The organism is Streptomyces sp. NPDC043738 (assembly GCF_056436545.1).
Map to the genome: position 1 here is coordinate 341,841 of NZ_JBWKCJ010000003.1, position 20,810 is coordinate 362,650.

A 20,810-nucleotide genomic window follows, 5' to 3' on the forward strand; every position below is an offset into this window, starting at 1 on the left:
AGCGACCCGTCCGCGACCTCAAGGGGGTGGCATGTCCGTAGAACTGGGCAGCTCGAAGGTGCTCTCCGCGATTCCCGCGCCTGCACCGCACGTGCACGACGACGACGCCATCAACACCCGCACGCTCTCCCGCTCCCTGTTCCTGCGGCTGGCCTCGCTCGACAAGGACTGCGCGGAGCGTACGTACGTCCGTGACACGCTCATCGAGCTCAACCTCCCGCTCGTGCGCTACGCGGCGGCCCGCTTCCGCAGCCGCAACGAGCCGATGGAGGACATCGTCCAGGTCGGCACGATCGGCCTGATCAAGGCGATCGACCGTTTCGACTGCGAACGCGGGGTGGAATTCCCGACGTTCGCGATGCCGACCGTCGTCGGCGAGATCAAGCGCTTCTTCCGCGACACATCATGGTCGGTGCGGGTCCCGCGCCGGCTCCAGGAGCTCCGGCTCGCCCTCACCAAGGCCAGCGACGAGCTCTCGCAGAAGCTGGACCGCTCCCCGACGGTCCCCGAACTGGCCCTGTGCCTGGGGGTGTCGGAGGAGGACGTGGTCGACGGCCTGGCCGTCGGCAACGCCTACACCGCCTCCTCGCTCGACTCCCCCTCGCCCGAGGACGACGGCGGCGAGGGCTCCCTGGCGGACCGCCTGGGCTACGAGGACAGCGCCCTGGAGGGCGTGGAGTACCGCGAGTCCCTCAAGCCCCTGCTGGCCAAACTCCCGGCCCGTGAGCGCCAGATCATCATGTTGCGCTTCTTCGCCAACATGACGCAGTCCCAGATCGGCGAGGAGGTCGGCATCTCCCAGATGCACGTCTCCCGTCTGCTGACCCGCACCCTGGCGCAGCTGCGCGAGGGTCTGATCTCCGACTGAGGAACGGTCCGCCGAGGGGCAGCCGTCAGATGCTCCGCGCCGCTCGGCGGACAGTTGCAGGACTTTCGCAGACAGCTGCAGGACCTTCGCGGGGCAACCCGTAGAGCTGACGCATCCTCGACCTTTACAGCTGACGCATCGTCAGCAACACTGTCCCGATGCGACGGACGACAACGACCTACGCCTCCGCCTCGGCGGCCGTGCTGTGTCTGGGTGTCCTGCTCACCGGCTGCGCAGGCGCGGCCGAAGAGGGCTATGTCGCGGTGGGCGCGGCAGGCCCCGGCGACGGGCGCGCGCCGGCCGGGCCCGTACCGCCGCGAGGCGGCGTGGTACTGACCCCGCTGGACGGCCATGAGGCCCCCAAGGCCCGGGGAACCCGCAGCGGCGACAGCACCGGCGGCGACGCCACGCGCTCCGGCCGCCCGGCTCCCACCCCCGGCGGCTCCCCCGGCCCCTCCGGTTCCGCCGCACCGCCTCCTGTCTCCGGCACGGACGGCACGGTCTCGCCCAACTCGCCCTCCCCATCGGGCACATCCACGCCACCGCACGGCTCTCCCGCGCCCAGGCCGCCCTCGCCCACCGTCCCCGCCGGCCCGGCCGCCCCCGCCGGCCTCCTCGTGGGCAAGCCGGTCCTCGCCGACACCGACGTCCGCTGGTGCGAGAAGGTGCGCATCGACTTCCTCAACACCGGTGACCGCCCCGTCACCTCCGGCACGGTCACCTTCGGCGCCCACGTCATCGGCGCGCTCGGCATCGACTGGGCGACGATCACCTCCAGCCACCGGCTCCCGCTGCCGCTCGCCCCCGGCCGGCGGAGGACCGGCAGCTGGCGGGTGTGCGTCGACGCCTGGCGGGTGCCGGCGGGCATGCATCTCGACACCAAGGACGTGGCCTTCGCCTGGAAGTGACCGCGAGCGTTCCGGTGGGGACCAGCGGGAACGGGTGCGGGCCGGTGCGGAGCGGTGGGCGTGCCGCACCGGCCGGTCGCACCCGTTCGGCGAACACCGATGACTTCCGCGCGCCGCCACGGTCAATACACACAGTGGCCCGTCCCGACACGAGGCCGGCCCGCAGACGACGCCAGGAGAGCGCCATGCCCAAGATCACGCCCAACCTCTGGTTCGACACCCAGGGCAAGGAGGCCGCCGAGTTCTACTGCTCGGTGTTCCCGAACTCGAGGATCAAGAACGTCACCCACTACAACGAGGCGGGCCCGCGCCCGGCCGGCACCGTACTGACCGTGGAGTTCGAGCTCGACGGCCAGGAGTACATCGCCATCAACGGCGGCCCGGAGTTCACCTTCACCGAGGCGGTCTCGCTGATGGTCGACTGCGCCGACCAGGACGAGATCGACTACTACTGGGCCAAGCTCCCCGAGGGCGGCGAGGAGGGCCCCTGTGGCTGGCTGAAGGACAAGTACGGCCTGTCCTGGCAGGTCGCACCCGGCGGTATGGCGGAGATGCTCAACGACCCGGACCAGGAGCGCGCGGCCCGCGCCATGAAGGCCATGTTCGGCATGAAGAAGATCGACATCGCGGCGCTGCGGGCGGCGGCGGACGCGGCCTACTAGGCCCATCCGACCTGACCCATCGGACACGCCCTGGGTGTCTGCCGGGAGTTCCACGTCAGCGGTGTCCCGGGGCTCCCGGCCCCGTGCCTGCGGTGTGTGGAGGCTTCCAGCCCCAGGCGGTGATCATCCCGGGGGCGAGACCGGCGGTCTCCGGGGACGACAGATCGCGCAGGGCCCGGTCGATCTGCGCGTCGTCCACCCGCCCCGTCGCCAGCATGGCCGCCCGCGACCGCTCCCAGGTGTCGGCCCAGAAGCGGCTGACCGGGCTGCCGGGGACCAGCGGGGGGACGTGGATCTCGGCGGCCACGGACCGCAGGCCCTCCTCCAGCAGGAGCCGGGGGTAGTCCGGCACCCAGGAGATGTCCGTACCGATGGTCTCCCGCAACCCCTGCCACATCGCCCGCATCACGGCGGTGTACGGGGAGGCCGGCGCGTCGGCGGTGGTCAGGTCGACGGCGTCGCTGAGCACCAGCACACCACCGGGGGCCAGCAGTGAACCGAGCACGGAGATCAGGCGGCGCCAGGACCGCAGATGCATCAGCACGAAGCGGGCGTGCACGAGGTGGAACCGGCCCGGGTCGAAGCCCGGCGCCGTGATGTCGGCGGTCTGCGCCACCAGTCCCGGGGTCTGGTCGCCGGCGAGGAACCGGGTGTCGCGGTCCACGGCGAGGACGGACGTGACACCCGCCGACTCCAGCAGCCACCGCGCGAGGGTGCCGGTCCCCGCGCCCACGTCCAGGCAGTGCCAGCCGGGGCCGACGCCCAGCGCCGTCAGCCGCGCGGCGCTCACCTCGTCATAGGCGAGCGCTCCCAGATCGATGCGCTCGGCCTCGCCGCTCTCCCCCGGACGGAACACCTCTTCGCCGTAGCGCCCGGAATCCGTACGCCGCACATTGCCAGTATGAGCCCGCTTGCCGCGGCTACGTCGACCTGCGAAGTGGCCGATTCAGCACGACGCAAGCAGCGCGTCCAGGGCCCGGTCGAGGGCGCGCAACAGCGCTTCCCGGTCGTCGGGCGCGTACAGCAGCCGCAGTGCCAGCCCGTCGCAGAGCGCGATCACGCCATCGGCGAGAGCCAGGCAGTCGTCGGCCGGGGCCGGGCCGCTGCCGTGGCCGACGGATGCCAACCAGTCGGCGAGGAGCGCGCGGACGTCCTGGTCGACCTGTCGGCGGATCGCACCGAGTCCGGGATGGTGGGCCGCGCGGGCGGCGAACGCCAGCTGCGCGGCGGCCTCGGCCCGGCGTTCCGCGTCGACGGGGAGGGTGGCGAGGACGAGTGCGCGGAGCGCCTCGCGCGGCGGGAGGCCGAAGTCGACAGCGGCCATCCGCTCCTCGATGCGCTCGCCGACCAGTTCTGCGGCGAAGGTCAGCATCTCGTCCTTGGTACGGAAGTACTTCTGGACGGCTCCCGGGGACCGGCCGCTCGCGGCGGCCACCGTGCGCACGCTGACCTCGTCCAGCCCCTGCTCGGAGGCGAGGCGCAGCACGGCGGCGCCGATCTGTCGCCGCTGTTCGTCGCGGTCCACGGTCTTGGGCACGCTGCGCGGCTCCTCGCTTCGCAATCCGTCCGGGTCCTTCCGCCGTCAGGATACGCTCGTATTCTTTTTGAGATACGGTCGTATCTCAAAGATCGGCCGGGGCATGCGGAAACCGGCCGAGGCGAAAGGGGACACGGTGAACGATCGTCTTGATCCCTCCGTCCGGATCGCGGACCGCGAGCGTGACGGGGCGCTGGAACTGCGCGAATGGCTGGAGGAGTGGCGCTACTGGCTCGGCGGCGCGGTGATCATGTCAGCGATCTGGGGCGCGAACTGCGTCCGCAAGCACGAACTGACGTATTACTGGCCCTTGCTGCCGCTGGGTGTCTGGGCGGCCGTGCTGGTCGCTCTCGCGGTGTGGCCGCGCGGCGAGGGAGAGGACGGAGAGAAGGGTGGCTCGTAGCAGCCCCCACCACCCGCCAGTTGAAGAGGCCCGCCCCCCTTGGCGCCGGGAGTCGGCGGAGCCGCAACCCTGGGCGGGGCAGGGCGGGCAGCGGTGCTCGATCTCGTCACCGCGTTGCCCGGCGGAGGAGCGACCGTGTCCGCCGGTGAACTCCGCTTCTGTGTCCACAGGTTGTGTGAAGCGCTGCGGGAAGCACGACGGGTCGCCGAGAGCAGGGGCGGTCGACTCGCGTAGCGGGCAGGCGTGCGGGCCCAAGAATCAGGGGCCCGGCATGGCAGTGCCGGGCCCCGTACGCGTGAAGACGGCTGGGTCAGGACTCGTTACGACAGCGCCAGCCAGGCCGCACCCGCGACGACGAGGATGGCGACGATCACGCCGAGGATGACGCCCACTCGGGGACCCGCCGACTGCTGGGGAGCAGGGGCCCGGCGGCCGCCGGCCTGGGGGGTGCCGCCCTCGTCCACGAAGGCCCGGAACATCTGCGTGCTGCCCGCCGGGTCGTAGTTGCCGCCGGCCTGGTTCTGCGGGTTGGTCGCCATGGGGAAGGACCCTAGCGAACCGGTGCTGCGGGGGCACCCCTGGGTCGCGTACGAAACGACCGCCGCATGCCGTCTCACCGCGCGGCGAAGGTGAGCAGGTCTCCGGGCTGGCAGTTCAGTTCGCGGCAGATGGCACTGAGTGTGCTGAAGCGGATCGCTTTGGCCCGGTCGTTCTTCAGGATGGAGAGGTTGGCGACGGTCACCCCGACCCGTGCGGCCAGTTCGGCCAGGGTCATTCCGCGTTCGTCCAGCAGGCGGGCCAGGTGGCACTCGATCTGATGCGCCTCCTCCGGTGGCATCAGACCAGCCCTTCGGTGTCGGCGCGCAGGCGGGTGCCGTTGCGGAACGCTCCGGCCGCGGCGCCGACGAGGACCGCCAGGAACACGGGCTCGACCGCATAGTCCTTGGCGGGTGAGACCGCCTGTGCCAGTGCCATCGCTTCTCCATGGACCAGGAGGTTCGTGGTCATCATGTCCAGCAACGGTACGACAGTGCCCATCAGGACGAGGGCGACGGCGACGACGGTCAGGCACCGGGTGTTCTCGGGCACGAAGAAGTCGCCGTCCCGGAACGTACGGGCCATGTGCAGCAGCACCATCAGGATCACGACGACCAGCAGGCCGCCCGCGATGTCCGGGAGGGCCAGGAGCACGCGCTGCCCCAGGCCGGGGGCGTGGAAGGTCAGCTGGGCGCGGTCGGTGCCCTGCAGCGTCACGGGTCCGGACGCGGTGGCGCCGGACAGGTGCGCGGCGGCGTCGACCCGCACCTCGCGGGAGGCCACGGGCGGCAGCGGGCCGGTCACCCCCAGGATCGGGATGAGGACCTGCAAGAGCCCCACCAGCAGCAGGGCCAGCCCCAGGACCAGCTCCAGCACGTGCTCCATTGCCCGTGTCCACCAGGACGCGTCATTCATGTTCCTGCTCCCCCTCCGGGACCGTATCGTTTTTCGATGTTATCGATAATCGATACGGTCCCGTCAAGCGGGTGGCGGGGGTCGTGAAGCGCGCCACAAGATGACCGAAAAGCGCAGGGCGGGCGCCCCCTGCTCGACCTGCGGCTTTATGTGGGTCATGGGGAGCCGTTGACCAATGCCCGGTCCAGACTTTTCGCCCCTTTTAAGTGCGGGGACCTCGAATCGTTTGCCTTCAGCAACCAACATTGCGTACAGTCGCATGGTTGCCTCAAGCAACAAAGATGTGCGAGAGGTCCGACGGACGCGTGGAGGAGCCGATGGCCGCTCAGAGTCAGTACGAGGAGCTGGCCAGGCAACTCAGCGCCATCGGCGCCGTCAAGCGCGAGATGGGGCGGATGCTGCCCCAGGACTGCCCGCCCGCCTCGGCCGGCGTGCTCACCCTCCTCGACCGGCACGGCGAGATGCGGATGAGCCAGCTCGCCGAGCTGCTCGCCATCGACATGTCGGTGACCAGCCGGCACGTCGCGCACGTCTGCGAGCGCGGCTGGGTCGAGCGCAAGCCCGACCCGGCGGACAAGCGCTCGCGGCTGCTGCGCCTGACCCCGAGCGGACGGGAGCTCCTGGAGGAGCTCGCCGAGCGCTACACGGCAGCACTCGCCCGGTACTTGGGTGACTGGACCGACACCGACGTCGGGCACCTCATCGAACTGCTCGCCAGGCTCCGCACGAGCTTCGGCGACTGCCGCACCCGGGCCCACCACGACTTCACCACCCGTACACCCGCAGGATGAAAAGGAACCACATGGCTACGACCACACCGGCAGGTGTGCGGGGCGGCCACGCCAAGCACGGAGGGGGCGGACACAGCACCTCCAGCGGGGCGCCCATGACGCACCGCCAGATAATGGAGGCGCTGTCCGGGCTGCTGCTCGGCATGTTCGTCGCCATTCTTTCGTCGACGATCGTCTCGAACGCGCTGCCCGAGATCATTCACGATCTGGACGGCGGGCAGAGCGCCTACACCTGGGTGGTCACCGCCGCGCTGCTGGCGATGACGGCGAGCACGCCCCTGTGGGGCAAGCTCTCCGACCTGTTCAGCAAGAAGCTGCTGGTGCAGTTCGCGCTGGTGATCTATGTCGCGGGCTCGGTCGTCGCCGGCCTGTCGCAGAACACCGGCATGCTGATCGCCTGCCGTGTGGTGCAGGGCATCGGCGTGGGCGGTCTGTCGGCGCTGGCCCAGATCGTGATGGCCGCGATGATCTCACCGCGTGAGCGCGGTCGTTACAGCGGCTACCTCGGCGCGGTCTTCGCCGTCGCCACCGTCGGCGGTCCGCTGCTCGGTGGCGTCATCACCGACACCAGCTGGCTCGGCTGGCGCTGGTGCTTCTACGTCGGCGTACCGTTCGCGGTCATCGCGCTGATCGTGCTGCAGAAGACCCTGAAGCTGCCCGTCGTCCGGCGCGAGGGCGTCAAGGTCGACTGGGCGGGCGCCTTCTTCATCAGCGCGGCGGTCTCGCTGCTGCTGGTGTGGGTGACGCTGGCCGGTGACAAGTACGACTGGATGTCGTGGCAGACCGCCGCGATGGTCGGCGGCGCGGTCGTGCTCGGCGCGATCTTCGTCTTCGTCGAGTCCAAGGCCAAGGAGCCGATCATCCCGTTGCGGCTGTTCCGCAACAAGACGATCACCCTGGCGTCGCTGGCCTCGCTGTTCGTCGGTATCGCGATGTTCGCCGGCACCGTGTTCTTCAGCCAGTACTTCCAGCTGGCGCGCGGCAAGTCGCCGACGATGTCCGGCGTGATGACCATCCCCATGATCGGCGGGCTGTTCATCTCCTCGACCGTCTCGGGCCAGATCATCACCAAGACCGGCAAGTGGAAGGCCTGGCTGGTCAGCGGCGGTGTGCTGGTGACCGCGGGCCTGGGTCTGCTGGGCACCATCCGCTACGACACCGAGTACTGGCACATCGCGATCTTCATGGCCCTGATGGGCCTGGGCATCGGCATGATGATGCAGAACCTGGTGCTGGCCACGCAGAACCAGGTCGCTCCCGAGGACCTCGGTTCCGCCTCGTCCGTCGTGACCTTCTTCCGTTCCCTCGGCGGTGCGGTGGGTGTCTCGGCCCTCGGTGCGGTGCTGGCCAACCGCGTCACCCACTACGTCAAGGACGGCCTGGCCGAACTCGGGCCCAAGGCCGCCAAGGCCGCCGCGCACGGCGCCGGCAACAGCGGCGGCGGCATCCCGGACCTGGACGCCCTCCCGGCGCCGCTGCGCACCGTCATGGAGAGCGCCTACGGCCACGGCGTCGCCGACGTCTTCCTGTACGCGGCGCCCTGCGCGCTGCTCGCCTTCCTCTTCACCCTGTTCATCAAGGAGGTCGCGTTGAAGACCCGGGGCGGACTGTCCCAGAGCGCCGAGAGCGAGGCCGCCGCGTCGGACGCCGCCGTTCCTGCCCAGGCCGCCGCGCCGGCACCGGCCGCCGACCGCGAGCCCGCGCTGGTGGGCGCCCCGCTCACCTCGGACGACGACGCCCACACCCCGTCCTGGGCGCAGCCCGCCGCCGCGCCGGCCACTCAGCCGCTCCAGGCCTTCGCCTCCGCCGGCGGCTCCGACGCCACCCCGGCCGGCCCGTCGGTGCACGGCTTCGTCCGCAACGCGGAGGGCAGCCCCGTGCCGCGCTCCGCGGTGACGCTGATCTCGCTCAGCGGGCGCCAGCTGGCCCGCGCGGTCGCCCAGGCCAACGGCTCCTACGCGCTCAGCGCCCCCGGCGCCGGCTCGTATGTGCTGATCGCCGCGGCCGACGGGCACCAGCCGCAGGCGTCCACGGTCGTCGTCGGCGACCAGCCCTACGGCTACGACATCCTGCTCAGCGGCACCAGCGGCCTCGCCGGCCAGGTCCGCGCCGCGGTCACCGGCGAGCCGGTCGACGGTGCGATGGTCGTCGTCACCGACGTCCGCGGTGAGGTGCTGGCCACCGGAAAGACCGGCGCCGAGGGTTACTTCGCCTTCGACGAGCTGGCGCCGGGGACCTTCACCGTCGCCGTGAACGCCGCCGGTCACCGCCCGTCCGCGCTGCCGGTCGAGGTCGGCGGGCAGGGCACGACCCGCATCGAGGTGGAGCTGCTGTCCGGGGCCCGGGTGCAGGGCGTCGTGCGCGCCGGTGCCGACCGCCGGCCGCTGACGGACGCGCGGGTCACGCTGGTGGACGCGGCGGGCAACGTCGTGGCCACCTCGACGACCGGGGAGGACGGCGCGTACGCCTTCACCGACCTGGACGCCGGCGACTACACGGTGATCGCGAGCGGCTACCCACCGGTCGCCAACGGCCTCTCGGTCGACGCACGCGGGGTCGACGGCTACGACGTCGAGCTCGCGCACCCAGGGGACTGACCCCGAAGAAGCCCCCGGAGGACCACCTTCGGGGCGGCAAGACCCCGGCCCGGGGCGCGCGTTGAGCGGAGACGCGCCCCGGACCGGACACCAGGGCTCCGGCGGCGGCGCTGCGCACAGGCAGGGGACGGCCTGCACGCCGCCGTCCGGAGCCCGACACTCGGCCCCCCATGAGCAGGGGAGACCCCAGACCAGGCAACAAACGGGAGAGGCAATGCATTCGACGGGCGCGGGAGCTGCGGGCGTAAGGGCGCAGGTCCGCACACGGGACGGCTGGGCGGTCCAGCACGCCGTACTGACCGTCACCGACATGACGGGCGCACAGGTGCTGCGCGCGGCGGCGGACGAGGAAGGCGCCATCCGCAGCGGGCAGCCGCTGCCCGCCGGCCCGTACACGGTTATCGTGACGGCCGTCGGCTACGCGCCGGTCGCCTCCAGCGCGATCGTGACGGCGAGCGGCCGGATGGACGTGGGCAGCGTCGTGCTGGCCCGGCAGGGCGGGGCCGAGCTGCCGCCGCCCGGACCGTGGACCATCGACCCGATGCACTCGACGGTGGCCGCGGTCGCCCAGCACCTGGGCATCTCCAGCGTGCACGGCCGGTTCACCGAGTTCAGCGGCCGGATCGAGATCGCCGAGGACCTGGCGGAGTCGCGGGTCGAGGCCGCGATCAAGGCCTCCTCGATCGACACCGGCAACGGCATGCGCGACGGCCATCTGCGCTCCGAGGACTTCCTCGACGTCGAGGAGCACCCGGAGATCACCTACCGCAGTTCGGGCCTGCGGCCGGCCGGCCCGGACCGCTGGACGGTCCACGGCGAGCTGGCGCTGCACGGCGTCGTACGGCCGGTGGACCTCGAACTGAGCTACCTCGGCACCGGTCCCGACCCGTGGGGCGGGGTGCGCGCCGCCTTCCGCGCCACCGCCGAGCTGCGCCGCGAGGACTTCAAGATGAACTACAACCAGGTCGTGGCGGCCGGCATCGCGGCGATCGGGACGACGTTGAAGGTGGAGCTGGACATCCAGGCGGTGCAGGGCGAGACGCTGCCGATGGGGTGAGGCGCGGCGGGCGGGCCGGCGCGCCCGTGGTCGCTGTCCGCGCGCGACCCGTCAGCGGCGCCGGCGGGCGTTGAGCCGGGCGGCCTGGCGCGTCAGGTAGTCGCGTTCGGCGAGGTTGGGTGCCTTCCGGGCCGCCTCGGCGTACAGCCGGGCCGCCGTCGCCGGGTCGCCGTCGCGCTCGTGGAGGTACGCCGCCACCGCGGCGTGGCGGGGGACGGAGTATCCCCTGCTCGACGAGCTCGGGGAAGAGTCCTCCAGCGCCGCGAGCGCCGCCAGGCCGGCGCGCGGGCCGTCGGCCTCACCGACGGCGACCGCGCGGTTGAGCCGGACGACCGGGCTGTCGGTCAGGCGCATGAGCTCGTCGTACCACTCGACGATCTGCACCCAGTCGGTCTCCTCGGCGGTGGGCGCGTCGGCGTGCAGCGCCGCGATGGCGGCCTGGGCCTGGAACTCGCCCAGCCGGTCGCGGGCGAGGGCCGCCTGCAGGATCCCGACGCCCTCGGCGATCGCGGCGGTGTCCCACCGGCCGCGGTCCTGCTCGGCGAGCGGCACCAGGCTGCCGTCGGGTGCGGTCCGGGTGGCGCGCCGGGCGTGGTGGAGCAGCATGAGGGCGAGCAGCCCCGCCACTTCGGGGTGGTCGACCTGGGCCGCGAGCTGCCGGGTGAGCCGGATGGCCTCGGCGGCCAGGTCGACGTCGCCGGAGTAGCCCTCGTTGAAGACCAGGTAGAGGACGCGCAGCACGGTGGCGACGTCGCCGGGCCGGTCCAGGCGCACGCCGGAGACGGTGCGCTTGGCCCGGCTGATGCGCTGCGCCATGGTCGCCTCGGGCACCAGGTAGGCCTGGGCGATCTGGCGGGTGGTCAGGCCGCCGACGGCGCGCAGCGTGAGCGCGACCGCGGAGGACGGCGACAGCGACGGGTGGGCGCACAGGAAGTAGAGCTGGAGCGTGTCGTCCGCCGAGGGCGCGGGCCCGGGGGCCGGCTCCTGGTCGACGCGGTCCTCGCGCCGGCGGCGGGCGGTGTCGGCGCGGGTGGCGTCGAGGAACCTGCGCCAGGCCACGGTGACCAGCCAGCCCTTCGCATCCCTCGGAGGGTCGGCCGGCCAGACGCGGACCGCCTCGACCAGGGCGTCCTGCACGGCGTCCTCGGCCGCCGCGAAGTCGGCTCCGCGGTGGACGAGGACGGCGAGCACGCTCGGGGTGAGGCTCCGGAGCAGGGCCTCATCCATGGAAGGCGCACTCCGAGATGGTGGGCGGCGCGGTCAGGAACGGGCGCACCTCCAGCCACTCGTGGATCGGCTTCCCGCCCGCCCCGGGGGCGGCCGACAGCTCCCCGGCCAGCTCGACGGCGCGCTCGTGGCTGTCGACGTCGATCACCATCCAGCCGGCGATGAGGTCCTTGGTCTCGGCGAAGGGGCCGTCGGTGACCGGCGGGCGCCCCTCGCCGTCGTACCGGACCCAGGTCCCCTCGGGGGCGAGCGCCTGTCCGTCGACGAACTCACCGGTCTTCTCCAGCCTGGCCGCGAAGTCCTGCATGTACTGCACATGCGCCGAGATCTCCTCGGGCGTCCACTGGTCCATGGGCACGTCGTTCACCGCAGCCGGAGCGCCGCGGTAGTGCTTGAGCAGCAAGTACTTGGCCATGATGCTTCTCCTCGGTGCTGGTGCGACCCATTGTGGTCGCGTTCACCTCGGGGACGGAGCCGGTCACGGGTTCTCGACATCGCCGCCGGAATTTTTTTCGGGCTCTCGTGTGGAGCGGTCGGGTGGACTGTCCCGTGGGGCGGTCGGGTGGGCTGTCCCGTGGGGCGGTCGGATGGGGCGGTCGTGGATGCGCGCCGATCCACGAAGCGCCCTTTTCGACCCACATCGAAAAGATGGCGCATCCCCGGCGCCCCGGACAGACTCCATGTCGCGAGGTCGATCCCACTCGACCAGCGACGAACCCACTCGACCAGCAAACGGGGGAGAACCATGCGAAGGATCATGAAGACGGCCGCGGCGCTCACATTCGCCGTCGGCGCCCTGGCCACGGTCGGCGCGGCCGGCGCCCAGGCGGCACCGGCGGGCGCCTCGCACGGCTGCCCGTCCGGCGCCGTGTGCGTCTACCCGCAGAACGCGGGGTGAAACGGCGACCGTCCGTCCCACGTGTACTACAGCTACGGCGCCCACAACCTCAGCGGCCAGGTCGGGCGGCACTACGTCTTCAACAACCAGACCGGTGGCGCCAAGGCACGCACCTGCACCGGCTACAACGGCACCGGCGACTGCCAGGGCTTCATGGACCCGGGCTACTACGTGGACAAGGACCTGACGCCGATCAACTCGATCGTCCTCGTCCGGCCCTGACCGTCCACCGCACGCGCTCCGCGGTTTCGCGGTTTCGCGGTTTCGCGGTTTCCGCCGGGCCGGGCCTCCTACCCGGGGCCCGGCCCGAGGTCGTCGCCCCGGTCCCGCAGCGCCTCGATCCCGGCGATCTGCAGATCCAGCGCGAAGGCGAAGTCCCGGTCGCGCATGTCCCGCACGGTGGACCCGCCGCGGGCCTCCATGACCTTGGTGGAGTTCTCCATCGTCTCCGCGAACTCAGGACGGCCCTGGACCGCGGACATCACCTGCTGGAAGTACTCGTCGACGGGCAACCCCGCCTCCGCGCAGCGGGCGTCGAACAGGCCCTCGATGGTGGCGAAGCCGTAGACGAACTGGAAGACGGCGGACAGCCCGCCGGTGATCTGTTCCAGGGACAGCCCGCTCTCCTTCATCACCCGCATGGTGGCGTTGGAGAAGGCGATGGAGTGCGGGCCGATGTTGATGTACGTGCCCAGCAGCCGGACCACCCAGGGGTGGCCGGTCAGCAGGGCGCGGTATTCGCCGGCCAGTGAGCGCAGGTGGTCGCGCCAGTCGCGGTCCGCGGCGTCCTCGTCCGGCATCCGCATCTCGCCCATGACGCTGTCCAGGGCGAGTTCCAGCAGGTCGTCCTTGGTGTCGACGTACCAGTAGACGGACATCGCGGTGACGCCCAGCTCGGCGGCGAGCCGACGCATCGAGAACTTCGCCAGGCCCTCGGTGTCCAGCAGCCGGACCGTGGTCGCGACGATCTTGTCGAGGCCGAGTCCGGCCGGCTGGTCCGCCTTCCGTTTGAGCGGGGGCCGTTCGGTCAGCCAGACGCTGCTCGGCCGCTTTCTGGCGCGGCCGTCCGTCGCTGCCATGGCGCCCCTCCTTGTTCCTGAGCGTCGTCGGTGCCGGTCCCGGCGGGAGTCCTTGCCGACGGGGTGGCTGGGTGTCTGGGTGTCCGGGTGTCCGGGTGTCCGGGTTGCTGTGTCGGTGTCGTGGCCGGTGAACGGTGCGCACGGGTGCCGTCCGGGCGTCGTCCGGGTCTTTTGGGGGTCGTCCCGGTTTCCCCGGCCGTCTCCGGCAGCCTCCGAGTGTCGCCCAGGTGCTGCGGACCGCCCGTACGCGCCGTTCACGATCACGTACACCGTCGATGCTATTCGGCCGCGGCGGCGGCCGGCTCCGGGCCGGTGGCCGCCCCCGGTGCCGTCGGCTGCTGGGCGGTGCGCTCCGCCCGGCGCAGCAGTACGGCCGCGAGCAGTCCGCCGAGGAACACCGCGGTCGCGCCGACCAGCTGGCTGGTGCCGATGCCGGAGGCGAACGCGTCCTGGACGGCGGAGCGTTCGGCGTCGGTACGGGTCCGGTCGAGGGCGGCGGGCAGCGAGCCGGCGCCCGCGGCGACCAGTGGGAGCAGGGCCACGAAGCGGGAGTTGAGGACCGCGCCGAGGACGGCGACGCCCAGGCCCTGGCCGAACTCCATCAGCGTGCCGTTGACGCCGGCGCCCACTCCGGCCTTCGCCGGCGGGATGGCGGACATGATGGCGTTGGCCATCGTCGGCATGGCGAGCGCGACACCGATGCCCATCACGATCAGGCCGGTCAGCATGCCGCCGTAGCTGTGGCCGCCGAGCAGGGAGATGGCGGCGAGGCCGGCCGCGAGCAGGGACATGCCGGAGACGATCATTCCGGGGGTGCCGAACTTGGGCAGCAGGCGGGCGCTCAGGCCGGTGAAGTTGATCAGGATGACGGTGACGGCGAGCGGCGCCATCCGCAGCCCCGCGTCCAACGGACCGTAGCCGAGCACCAGTTGGAGGTGCTGGGTGAGCAGGAACATCGAACCGCCCATGCCGAAGGCGACGAGGATGCCGCCGGAGACGGCACCGATGAAGCGGCGGTTCTGGAAGAAGTGCATGTCCAGCATGGGGTGCGGGACGTGCAGCTCCCATCCCGCGAAGAGGGCGAGCGCGGCGATGCCGATGGCGGCGGAGATCACCACCTGGCCGGACAGCCACCCCTCGACCGGTCCGGAGATGATCGCGAAGACCACTCCGACCATGCCGATCGTGGACAGCAGGGCGCCCAGCAGATCCGGGCGCTCACCGGCCCGGCTCTTGGACTCGGGGACGAGGGTGACGACGGCCACGAACGCGATGACCGCGACGGGGAGGTTGACCAGGAACAGCGAGCCCCACCAGAAGTGGTCGAGGAGTGCGCCGCCGATCAGCGGCCCGGCGGCGAAGCCCAGGGAGTTGACCGAGCTCCAGATGCCGATGGCCCGGGGGCGCTCCGCGTCGTCGAAGATCTGCATGACGACGGCGAGGGTGGTGGTCACCAGCAGCGCGCCGCCGACGCCCATGCCGGCGCGGGCGGCTATCAGCTGGCCGGGGGACTGGGCGAGTGCGGCACCGAGCGAGGCGACGCCGAAGAGCACCAGGCCGACGGCGAGCATCTTCTTGCGGCCGTAGCGGTCGGCGGAGTTGCCCGCGGTGAGCAGCAGGCCGGACTGGACCAGTGAATAGGCGTTGATCATCCACTGGACGTCGGCGGTGGTCGCGCCCAGGTCCTCGGTGAGGGAGGGGATCGCGACGTTGAGGACGGTGTTGTCGAGGATGACCGTGAGCTGCGCGATGCAGATGACGGCCAGGATCAGCCAGCGGGCGGAGTGCCGTCCCGTCGACTGCAGGGTGGTGGCTTCGGAGGCCACGGAGGTCATACGGGCTCCCTGTACGGTGCGAGCGGATGCTTTACACCGTACAGGGAGAGTTATACGCCGTACAATTGAATTATTGCCCGACCACCTGGGGAGGGCTTTGCCAGGGGAGCCATCGGCCCCTTAGGGGAAGTCCCCGAGCGAGGCCCGCTGGAGCGTGCCCGACGGGTCAGACCCGGCCGTGCCCCATCGGAGGCGCCCTAGGCCTTCCGGGTCAGGTCGTAGAAGGTGGCGCTGCCGACGGTGACCTTCTTGAAGGTCTTCTCCACCCAGGAACTGATCTTCGACGAGCTGCCCTGGCCGCCTCCGGGGCCGCCGAAGCCGCCCCGTCCGCCACCGATGAAGTAGTGGATCCTCCCGTCCGCGACATACTTCTTGAACTGGGCGAGGGTCGGTGACGGGTCGCTCCCGTTGAAACCGCCGATCGCCATCACCGGCTTCTCGGTGGCGAGTTGGTGGCTCGCGGCATTCTGGGAGCCGACGGCCGCGGCGGCCCAGGTGTAGTCGTCCGCGTCCTTCTCCAGCAGGGCCTCGGCCTTGGCACTGACCTTGCTGCCGTTGAGCAGGCCGCCCATGCCGCCCATCCGGCCGGCGCCGCGCTCGCCCGTTCCGCCGATACGGCCGGGGAAGGCCTGCCCGCCCTGGCTCCGGCCCGGGGGGAGCGCCTGGCCTGCCGGGTTGCCCTGGCCCGGCCGGCCGGCTCCGGGCGCGCCGCCTGGGGCACCGCCTTGGGAGCGGCCCGGCAGGCCGTTGTTGCCTCCGTTGGCGTTGTTGCCCCCGTTGGCGTTGTTGCCTCCGTTGGCGTTGGCTCCGGCGTTGATACCGGGCCACATGCCGCGGCCGCGGCCACCGGGGAAGCCCCCGCCTCCAGGTCCGCCCATACCGCCCCGCACAGAAGGCCCGGCCGTGATGATCGAACCGCCCTTGGGTGTGTCGACCGTATCGAGCGTGTACGCCACCGGCCCGGCCAGCGCCGCCACCAGCCCCGCCCCGGCCGCGAGCACGGCGACCCGGCGGCCCGCCGGCACCGGCGCCTCACTCCGTACCGCCGCTCCCGCCCGCCGCAGCGGCACCAGCAGGCCCAGCGCCGCCATCGCCCCGAGCGCCAGCACCGTCCAGCGCAGCCACGGCAGCCAGTCCGGTGAACGGTCCAGCAGCACGTACGACCAGGCGGCGGTCACCGCGACCGTCGCGGCCAGCACGATCGAGGCGAACCGCCCGCCGCGCCGCCACAGCAGCGTCGCGCCCATCCCGACCAGCGCCGCGATGTACGGGGCCAGTGCGATGTTGTAGTACTGGTGGAAGATCCCGGACATGAAGCTGAAGGTCGTGAACGTCATCAGCAGCGCGCCGCCCCAGACCAGGAACTCCGCCCGCTGACCGGCCTGTTCGGCTTGTACGGCCTGTGCTGCCTGTGCTGCCTGTTCGGCTTGTACTGCCTGTTCGGCCTGTTCGGCGGCGCTCGTCCGGCGGGCCCGCCACAGCATGCACACCGCCACGACCAGCAGGATCAGCGCGGCGGGCAGCAGCCACGCGATCTGCCCGCCCATGTCGGCCGAGAAAAGCCGGGTGATGCCGGTCTCCCCCCATCCGCCTCCGCCGCCTCCGCCGGGGCGGGCGCCGCCCCCGCCGACGCTGCCGGTCTCGTCGCCGGTGATCCGCCCGAAGCCGTTGTAGCCGAAGGTCAGCTCCAGGAAGCTGTTGTGCTGCGAGCCGCCGATGTACGGGCGCGAGGCCGCCGGCCACAGCTCGACGACCGCCACCCACCAGCCGCCGGACACCACGATCGCCAGCCCGGCGAGCAGCAGCTGTCCGAGCCGCCGGCGCAGCGCGACCGGCGCACAGCAGGCATAGGCCACGGCGAGCGGCGGCAGGATCAGCCACGCCTGGAGCGTCTTGGTGAGGAATCCCAGCCCGAAGCAGACCCCGGCCAGCACCAGCCACTTCGTCCGGCCGTCCGCAAGCGCACGCAGCACGGCGGCGATCGCACAGACCATCAGGAGGCACAGCAGCGCATCGGGGTTGTTGAAGCGGAACATCAGCGCCGCCACCGGCGTCACCGCCAGCACCCCGCCCGCGAGCAGCCCGGCCCCCGCGCCGAACCGCCGCCGTACGGCCGCGTACAGCACGCCGACCGTCGCCACGCCCATCAGCGCCTCGGGTACCAGGATCGCCCAGGAACTGAGCCCGAAGAGCCGTACGGACAGCGCCATCGGCCACAGCGCGGCCGGCGGCTTGTCGACGGTGATGGAGTTCGCCGCGTCGGAGGAGCCGAAGAAGAACGCCTTCCAGCTCTCGCTGCCGGCCTGTACGGCGGCCGAGTAGAACTGGTTGGCGTACTCGGACGCGGACAGGCTCCACAGGTAGAGCACCGCCGTGACCAGCAACAACGCCAGCAGCGCGGGTCGCGCCCAGCGCGGATCCGTGGGGTGGCCGCGCAGGACCCGCGCGGGGGCGGACGGCGTGGGGGACGGGTGCCGGGTCATCGGGTGCTCCTGGGGGTGTCGTTCGTGTCGTGCCGGTCGAGCGACTCGTACCGGTCACGCGACTCGTGCCGGTCAAGCGGCGGGGTGACGTGGTCGTCCCCGCGTTCACGCTCCGGAAAGACCCAGGCGCGGAAGAGCAGGAACCGCAGCACCGTCGCCGCGAGGTTGGCCGCGACCAGCACCGCGAGTTCGGTGCCGTGCGAGGCGTTGCCGCTGGCGGCGTCGAGGGCGGCGAGCGAGCCGCTGGTCAGCGCCAGCCCGATGGCGAAGACCACCAGCCCCTGGGCCTGATGGCGCAGTGCCCGGTCCCGCCCCCGTACGCCGAAGGTCAGCCGCCGGTTGGCGGCGGTGTTGCCGACCGCCGACACCAACAGTGCGGCCGCGTTGGCCAGTTGGGGCCCCAGACCGAGCCGGAAGAGGGAGTACAGGGCGAGATAGCACAGCGTGCTGAGCCCGCCGACGACACAGAAGCCGACCAGCTGACGGGCCAGACCGCCGGGCACCCCGGACAGCTCGCGGTCCCGCGGGTCGTCCCCGAACGGCCGGGCCAGCCGGTCCAGCGGCAGCGCCCCGGTCGCCAGGGCCCGCCCCACCCGCCATACGCCCTTGAGGTCGTCCATGGCCGTCCGCACGATGTGCACGGTGCTGTCGGGGTCGTCGACCCAGTCCACCGGCACTTCGTGGATCCGCAGCCCGGCCCGCTCCGCGAGCACCAGCATCTCGGTGTCGAAGAACCACCCGGTGTCCTCGACCATCGGCAGCAGCCGTTCCGCCACGTCTCCCCGTATGGCCTTGAACCCGCACTGCGCGTCGGAGAAGCGCGCGGCGAGCGAGCCCCGCAGGATGAGGTTGTACGTACGGGAGATGAACTCCCGCTTCGGCCCGCGGACGACGCGCGAGCTGCGGCTGAGCCGGGAGCCGATCGCCAGGTCCGAATGCCCCGAGATCAGCGGCGCGACCAGCGGCAACAGGGCGTTGAGGTCGGTGGACAGATCGACGTCCATATAGGCCAGCACCGGCGCCTCGGAGAGCGACCACACGGTGCGCAGCGCCCTGCCGCGCCCCTTCTGCTCCAGCCGTACCGCCGTGACCTCGTCGATCGCGTCGTCGAGCCGGGCGGCGACGTCCGGCGTACGGTCGGTGCTCGCGTTGTCGGCGATGGTGATCCGGAACCCGTAGGGGAAGGTCCGGGCGAGGTGCTCGTGCAGGCGCCGGACGCACGGCTCGAGATCACTCTCCTCGTTGTGGACGGGGATGACCACATCGAGAACGGTCGCGACCCGCCCGAGCGGCAGATGCTCGCGTGGCGGCAGGGAGCCCAGTGGAGCACGGGGCGGCTGAGTCGTCGTCATGGCAACGACACTCGCCAACCCCGCTGTCACGGCCGTGTGCTGAGCCTGTGCCGGCGCTGTGAGTCGGCGGGTGACGCCGGGCCGATCACACCGCGGCGACGGCCGGACGGCTGCCGGAGCCCACCACCGGGAGCGTCACCGTGAACACCGTCCGGCCCGGCACGCTCTCGACCTCGACCGTGCCACCGTGCGCGGCCACCACCGCCTGCACGATCGCCAGCCCGAGGCCGGTACTTCCGGCGGCGCGTGACCGCGAGGCGTCACCGCGCGCAAACCGCTCGAAGACATGCGGGAGGAGCTCGGCCGGAATACCGGGCCCGTCGTCCTGCACCTCCAACTGCACCACGCCTGCGCGAACGCCTCCATGAACGCCCCTCCCACCGCCCTCGGGGGCGGCACCTTCAGCGCCTCCGTACGCGCCCCCCAGCCCGGCGCCGCGCACCCGCGCCGTGACCGTCGTCCCCTCCGGGGTGTGCGTACGGGCATTGGCCAGCAGGTTCACCAATATCTGGTGCAGCCGGCCGCCGTCGCCGTACACCAACGCCGGCTCATCGGGCAGCTCCAACCGCCACCGATGGCCGGGCCCGGCCACTCGTGCATCGCTGACCGCATCCACCACCAACGGTGAGAGATCAGTGCTCTCATACGAGAGCGGGCGCCCGGAATCGAGCCGGGCGAGCAGCAGCAGGTCCTCCACCAGCCCCGTCATCCGCTCCGCCTCCGACTCGATCCGCCCCAGGGCGTGGCGGGTCACCGGCCCCGGCCGTTCGTCCCCGCGCCGGGTCAGCTCGGCATAGCCCCGGATCGACGCCAGCGGCGTACGCAGCTCATGGCTGGCGTCGGCGACGAAGCGCCGGACCCGCATCTCGCTCTCCTGGCGGGCCGAGAGCGCCGAGCCGACATGCCCCAGCAGCCGGTTCAGCGCCGCACCGACCTGTCCCACCTCCGTACGCCCGTCCGCCTCGGACTCCGGCACACGGACGTGCAGCACCACCTCGCCCTGGTGGAGGGGGAGTTCGGAGACACGGGTGGCGGTGGCGGCGACCCGGCGCAGCGGCCGCAGCGCGAAGCCGACCATGGAGTGGCCGGCGATTCCGGCCGCGATCAGCCCGGCGACCGTCACGCACTCCTCGATGACCACGAGCCTGCCGACCGTGCCCTGGACACGGGCGAGCGGCAGCCCGAGCAGCAGCGAGCCGTCCTTGGCGGACCTCACGCGGTAGTCGCCGAGCCCGGGGATCTCGGCGGTGTGCGGCTTACCGTCCCGCTGCACCGCGCTCAGCGCCCTGACCTGGCCCCGGGTCAGCCCCGCCAATCGCTCGCCCGGCTCCCGGCTCGTCGAATCGCTCAGCTTCGCCGCGAGGTCGACCGTGCCGTCGGGGCCGACCAGCGCCCCCACCGTCCCCAGCGGCTGGCCCCCCATCGCCACGAAATCCAGCGGTCCGCCGCGCGGCGGAGCATGCAGCCGAAACCCCTCCACCCGCCCGACGGATTCGCCCAGCTGCTTGTCCAACTCGCCCTGCAGATAGGAGTGCAGCGCAATCGTCGTGACCACCCCGATGACGGCCCCGACGACGGCGATCAGCGCCACGGCCGACGCCACGAGCCGCGCCCGTAGCGACCAACGGCGCCGGCGGCGGGACACGCCGCTCACCACCCGC

The 20,810-nt window shown here is 71.8% G+C and carries 21 protein-coding genes; 9 read left to right on the forward strand and 12 right to left on the reverse strand.

Features of this window, described 5'->3' with window-relative positions; translation table 11 throughout:
• Window positions 1–31: 31 nt before the first annotated feature.
• The 3 genes from AC0680_RS07010 (at window position 32) to AC0680_RS07020 (ending at window position 2,438) form a co-directional block, all read left to right on the forward strand.
• On the forward strand, window positions 32–868 hold the full coding sequence (locus tag AC0680_RS07010; RefSeq protein WP_006604265.1) for an RNA polymerase sigma factor SigF: 837 nt from the start codon (window positions 32–34) through the stop codon (window positions 866–868).
• A 158-nt stretch (window positions 869–1,026) separates the two neighbouring features.
• Window positions 1,027–1,776, forward strand: coding sequence for a hypothetical protein (locus AC0680_RS07015; RefSeq protein WP_478625621.1), 750 nt, complete (start codon window positions 1,027–1,029; stop codon window positions 1,774–1,776).
• Between the two features lie 185 nt (window positions 1,777–1,961).
• Window positions 1,962–2,438, forward strand: a complete 477-nt coding sequence (locus tag AC0680_RS07020; protein ID WP_478625622.1) for a VOC family protein — start codon at window positions 1,962–1,964, stop codon at window positions 2,436–2,438.
• Between the two features lie 55 nt (window positions 2,439–2,493).
• On the opposite strand, the gene AC0680_RS07025 is transcribed toward AC0680_RS07020, so the two are convergent.
• Both AC0680_RS07025 and AC0680_RS07030 read right to left on the reverse strand, forming a co-directional pair.
• A complete protein-coding gene (locus tag AC0680_RS07025) occupies window positions 2,494–3,330 on the reverse strand; it encodes a class I SAM-dependent methyltransferase (protein WP_478625624.1) in 837 nt (278 codons plus the stop codon).
• A 54-nt stretch (window positions 3,331–3,384) separates the two neighbouring features.
• Window positions 3,385–3,975: a TetR/AcrR family transcriptional regulator gene (locus AC0680_RS07030; RefSeq protein WP_384492006.1), complete on the reverse strand. Its 591-nt coding sequence runs from the start codon at window positions 3,973–3,975 to the stop codon at window positions 3,385–3,387.
• Window positions 3,976–4,111: 136 nt separating this feature from the next.
• Between AC0680_RS07030 and AC0680_RS07035 the strand changes: the two genes are divergently transcribed.
• Window positions 4,112–4,378: a hypothetical protein gene (locus AC0680_RS07035; protein WP_478625625.1), complete on the forward strand. Its 267-nt coding sequence runs from the start codon at window positions 4,112–4,114 to the stop codon at window positions 4,376–4,378.
• Between the two features lie 320 nt (window positions 4,379–4,698).
• Here the strand turns inward: AC0680_RS07035 and AC0680_RS07040 are convergent, their stop codons facing one another.
• The 3 genes from AC0680_RS07040 to AC0680_RS07050 form a co-directional block, all read right to left on the reverse strand.
• Window positions 4,699–4,917, reverse strand: coding sequence for a hypothetical protein (locus AC0680_RS07040; protein WP_399145640.1), 219 nt, complete (start codon window positions 4,915–4,917; stop codon window positions 4,699–4,701).
• A gap of 74 nt (window positions 4,918–4,991) precedes the next feature.
• The gene (locus AC0680_RS07045) at window positions 4,992–5,216 is read right to left on the reverse strand and encodes a helix-turn-helix domain-containing protein (RefSeq protein WP_468975553.1); all 225 of its coding nucleotides are present in this window, start codon (window positions 5,214–5,216) and stop codon (window positions 4,992–4,994) included.
• Complete coding sequence (locus AC0680_RS07050) at window positions 5,216–5,830, reverse strand: DUF2975 domain-containing protein (protein ID WP_478625626.1); 615 nt, start codon at window positions 5,828–5,830, stop codon at window positions 5,216–5,218. Before AC0680_RS07050 ends, AC0680_RS07045 begins: the two co-directional genes overlap by 1 nt.
• 317 nt (window positions 5,831–6,147) lie before the next feature.
• On the opposite strand from AC0680_RS07050, the gene AC0680_RS07055 reads away from it, so the two are divergent.
• From AC0680_RS07055 to AC0680_RS07065, 3 genes are all read left to right on the forward strand, one after another.
• Entirely contained in the window at window positions 6,148–6,621 is a 474-nt protein-coding gene (locus AC0680_RS07055) for a MarR family winged helix-turn-helix transcriptional regulator (protein ID WP_478625627.1), read from the forward strand.
• Between the two features lie 95 nt (window positions 6,622–6,716).
• Window positions 6,717–9,218, forward strand: coding sequence for an MFS transporter (locus AC0680_RS07060; RefSeq protein ID WP_478625737.1), 2,502 nt, complete (start codon window positions 6,717–6,719; stop codon window positions 9,216–9,218).
• A 214-nt stretch (window positions 9,219–9,432) separates the two neighbouring features.
• A complete protein-coding gene (locus AC0680_RS07065; RefSeq protein WP_478625628.1) occupies window positions 9,433–10,275 on the forward strand; it encodes a YceI family protein in 843 nt (280 codons plus the stop codon).
• A gap of 51 nt (window positions 10,276–10,326) precedes the next feature.
• On the opposite strand, the gene AC0680_RS07070 is transcribed toward AC0680_RS07065, so the two are convergent.
• Window positions 10,327–11,502 carry an RNA polymerase sigma factor gene (locus AC0680_RS07070; protein WP_478625630.1) on the reverse strand — a complete coding sequence of 392 codons (1,176 nt, stop codon included), beginning with the start codon at window positions 11,500–11,502 and terminating at the stop codon, window positions 10,327–10,329.
• On the reverse strand, window positions 11,495–11,917 hold the full coding sequence (locus AC0680_RS07075; RefSeq protein WP_478625631.1) for a YciI family protein: 423 nt from the start codon (window positions 11,915–11,917) through the stop codon (window positions 11,495–11,497). Before AC0680_RS07075 ends, AC0680_RS07070 begins: the two co-directional genes overlap by 8 nt.
• 330 nt (window positions 11,918–12,247) lie before the next feature.
• Between AC0680_RS07075 and AC0680_RS07080 the strand changes: the two genes are divergently transcribed.
• Both AC0680_RS07080 and AC0680_RS07085 read left to right on the forward strand, forming a co-directional pair.
• Window positions 12,248–12,400, forward strand: a complete 153-nt coding sequence (locus tag AC0680_RS07080; RefSeq protein ID WP_478625633.1) for a hypothetical protein — start codon at window positions 12,248–12,250, stop codon at window positions 12,398–12,400.
• Window positions 12,401–12,421: 21 nt separating this feature from the next.
• Entirely contained in the window at window positions 12,422–12,622 is a 201-nt protein-coding gene (locus tag AC0680_RS07085; RefSeq protein ID WP_478625635.1) for a hypothetical protein, read from the forward strand.
• A gap of 68 nt (window positions 12,623–12,690) precedes the next feature.
• Here the strand turns inward: AC0680_RS07085 and AC0680_RS07090 are convergent, their stop codons facing one another.
• The 5 genes from AC0680_RS07090 to AC0680_RS07110 all read right to left on the reverse strand — a co-directional run bounded on the left by AC0680_RS07090 (window position 12,691) and on the right by AC0680_RS07110 (window position 20,806).
• The gene (locus AC0680_RS07090; protein WP_478625637.1) at window positions 12,691–13,479 is read right to left on the reverse strand and encodes a TetR/AcrR family transcriptional regulator; all 789 of its coding nucleotides are present in this window, start codon (window positions 13,477–13,479) and stop codon (window positions 12,691–12,693) included.
• 278 nt (window positions 13,480–13,757) lie between these two features.
• Window positions 13,758–15,314, reverse strand: a complete 1,557-nt coding sequence (locus AC0680_RS07095; protein WP_478625639.1) for an MFS transporter — start codon at window positions 15,312–15,314, stop codon at window positions 13,758–13,760.
• Between the two features lie 197 nt (window positions 15,315–15,511).
• The gene (locus tag AC0680_RS07100) at window positions 15,512–17,797 is read right to left on the reverse strand and encodes an ArnT family glycosyltransferase (protein WP_478625640.1); all 2,286 of its coding nucleotides are present in this window, start codon (window positions 17,795–17,797) and stop codon (window positions 15,512–15,514) included.
• Window positions 17,794–19,149 (reverse strand): bifunctional glycosyltransferase family 2/GtrA family protein, encoded by a 1,356-nt coding sequence (locus AC0680_RS07105; RefSeq protein ID WP_478625641.1) that lies wholly within the window; start codon window positions 19,147–19,149, stop codon window positions 17,794–17,796. The genes AC0680_RS07100 and AC0680_RS07105 overlap by 4 nt, the downstream gene beginning before the upstream one ends.
• A gap of 85 nt (window positions 19,150–19,234) precedes the next feature.
• Entirely contained in the window at window positions 19,235–20,806 is a 1,572-nt protein-coding gene (locus AC0680_RS07110) for a sensor histidine kinase (RefSeq protein ID WP_478625643.1), read from the reverse strand.
• Window positions 20,807–20,810 lie beyond the last annotated feature (4 nt).

Coding starts and splice junctions, on each gene's coding strand:
- AC0680_RS07010 (WP_006604265.1), top strand. CDS start 32: ATGTCCGTAGAACTGGGCAGCTCGAAGGTGCTCTCCGCGATTCCCGCG.
- AC0680_RS07015 (WP_478625621.1), top strand. CDS start 1,027: ATGCGACGGACGACAACGACCTACGCCTCCGCCTCGGCGGCCGTGCTG.
- AC0680_RS07020 (WP_478625622.1), top strand. CDS start 1,962: ATGCCCAAGATCACGCCCAACCTCTGGTTCGACACCCAGGGCAAGGAG.
- AC0680_RS07040 (WP_399145640.1), bottom strand. CDS start 4,917: ATGGCGACCAACCCGCAGAACCAGGCCGGCGGCAACTACGACCCGGCG.
- AC0680_RS07045 (WP_468975553.1), bottom strand. CDS start 5,216: ATGCCACCGGAGGAGGCGCATCAGATCGAGTGCCACCTGGCCCGCCTG.
- AC0680_RS07050 (WP_478625626.1), bottom strand. CDS start 5,830: ATGAATGACGCGTCCTGGTGGACACGGGCAATGGAGCACGTGCTGGAG.
- AC0680_RS07055 (WP_478625627.1), top strand. CDS start 6,148: ATGGCCGCTCAGAGTCAGTACGAGGAGCTGGCCAGGCAACTCAGCGCC.
- AC0680_RS07060 (WP_478625737.1), top strand. CDS start 6,717: ATGACGCACCGCCAGATAATGGAGGCGCTGTCCGGGCTGCTGCTCGGC.
- AC0680_RS07065 (WP_478625628.1), top strand. CDS start 9,433: ATGCATTCGACGGGCGCGGGAGCTGCGGGCGTAAGGGCGCAGGTCCGC.
- AC0680_RS07070 (WP_478625630.1), bottom strand. CDS start 11,502: ATGGATGAGGCCCTGCTCCGGAGCCTCACCCCGAGCGTGCTCGCCGTC.
- AC0680_RS07075 (WP_478625631.1), bottom strand. CDS start 11,917: ATGGCCAAGTACTTGCTGCTCAAGCACTACCGCGGCGCTCCGGCTGCG.
- AC0680_RS07080 (WP_478625633.1), top strand. CDS start 12,248: ATGCGAAGGATCATGAAGACGGCCGCGGCGCTCACATTCGCCGTCGGC.
- AC0680_RS07090 (WP_478625637.1), bottom strand. CDS start 13,479: ATGGCAGCGACGGACGGCCGCGCCAGAAAGCGGCCGAGCAGCGTCTGG.
- AC0680_RS07095 (WP_478625639.1), bottom strand. CDS start 15,314: ATGACCTCCGTGGCCTCCGAAGCCACCACCCTGCAGTCGACGGGACGG.
- AC0680_RS07100 (WP_478625640.1), bottom strand. CDS start 17,797: ATGACCCGGCACCCGTCCCCCACGCCGTCCGCCCCCGCGCGGGTCCTG.
- AC0680_RS07105 (WP_478625641.1), bottom strand. CDS start 19,149: ATGACGACGACTCAGCCGCCCCGTGCTCCACTGGGCTCCCTGCCGCCA.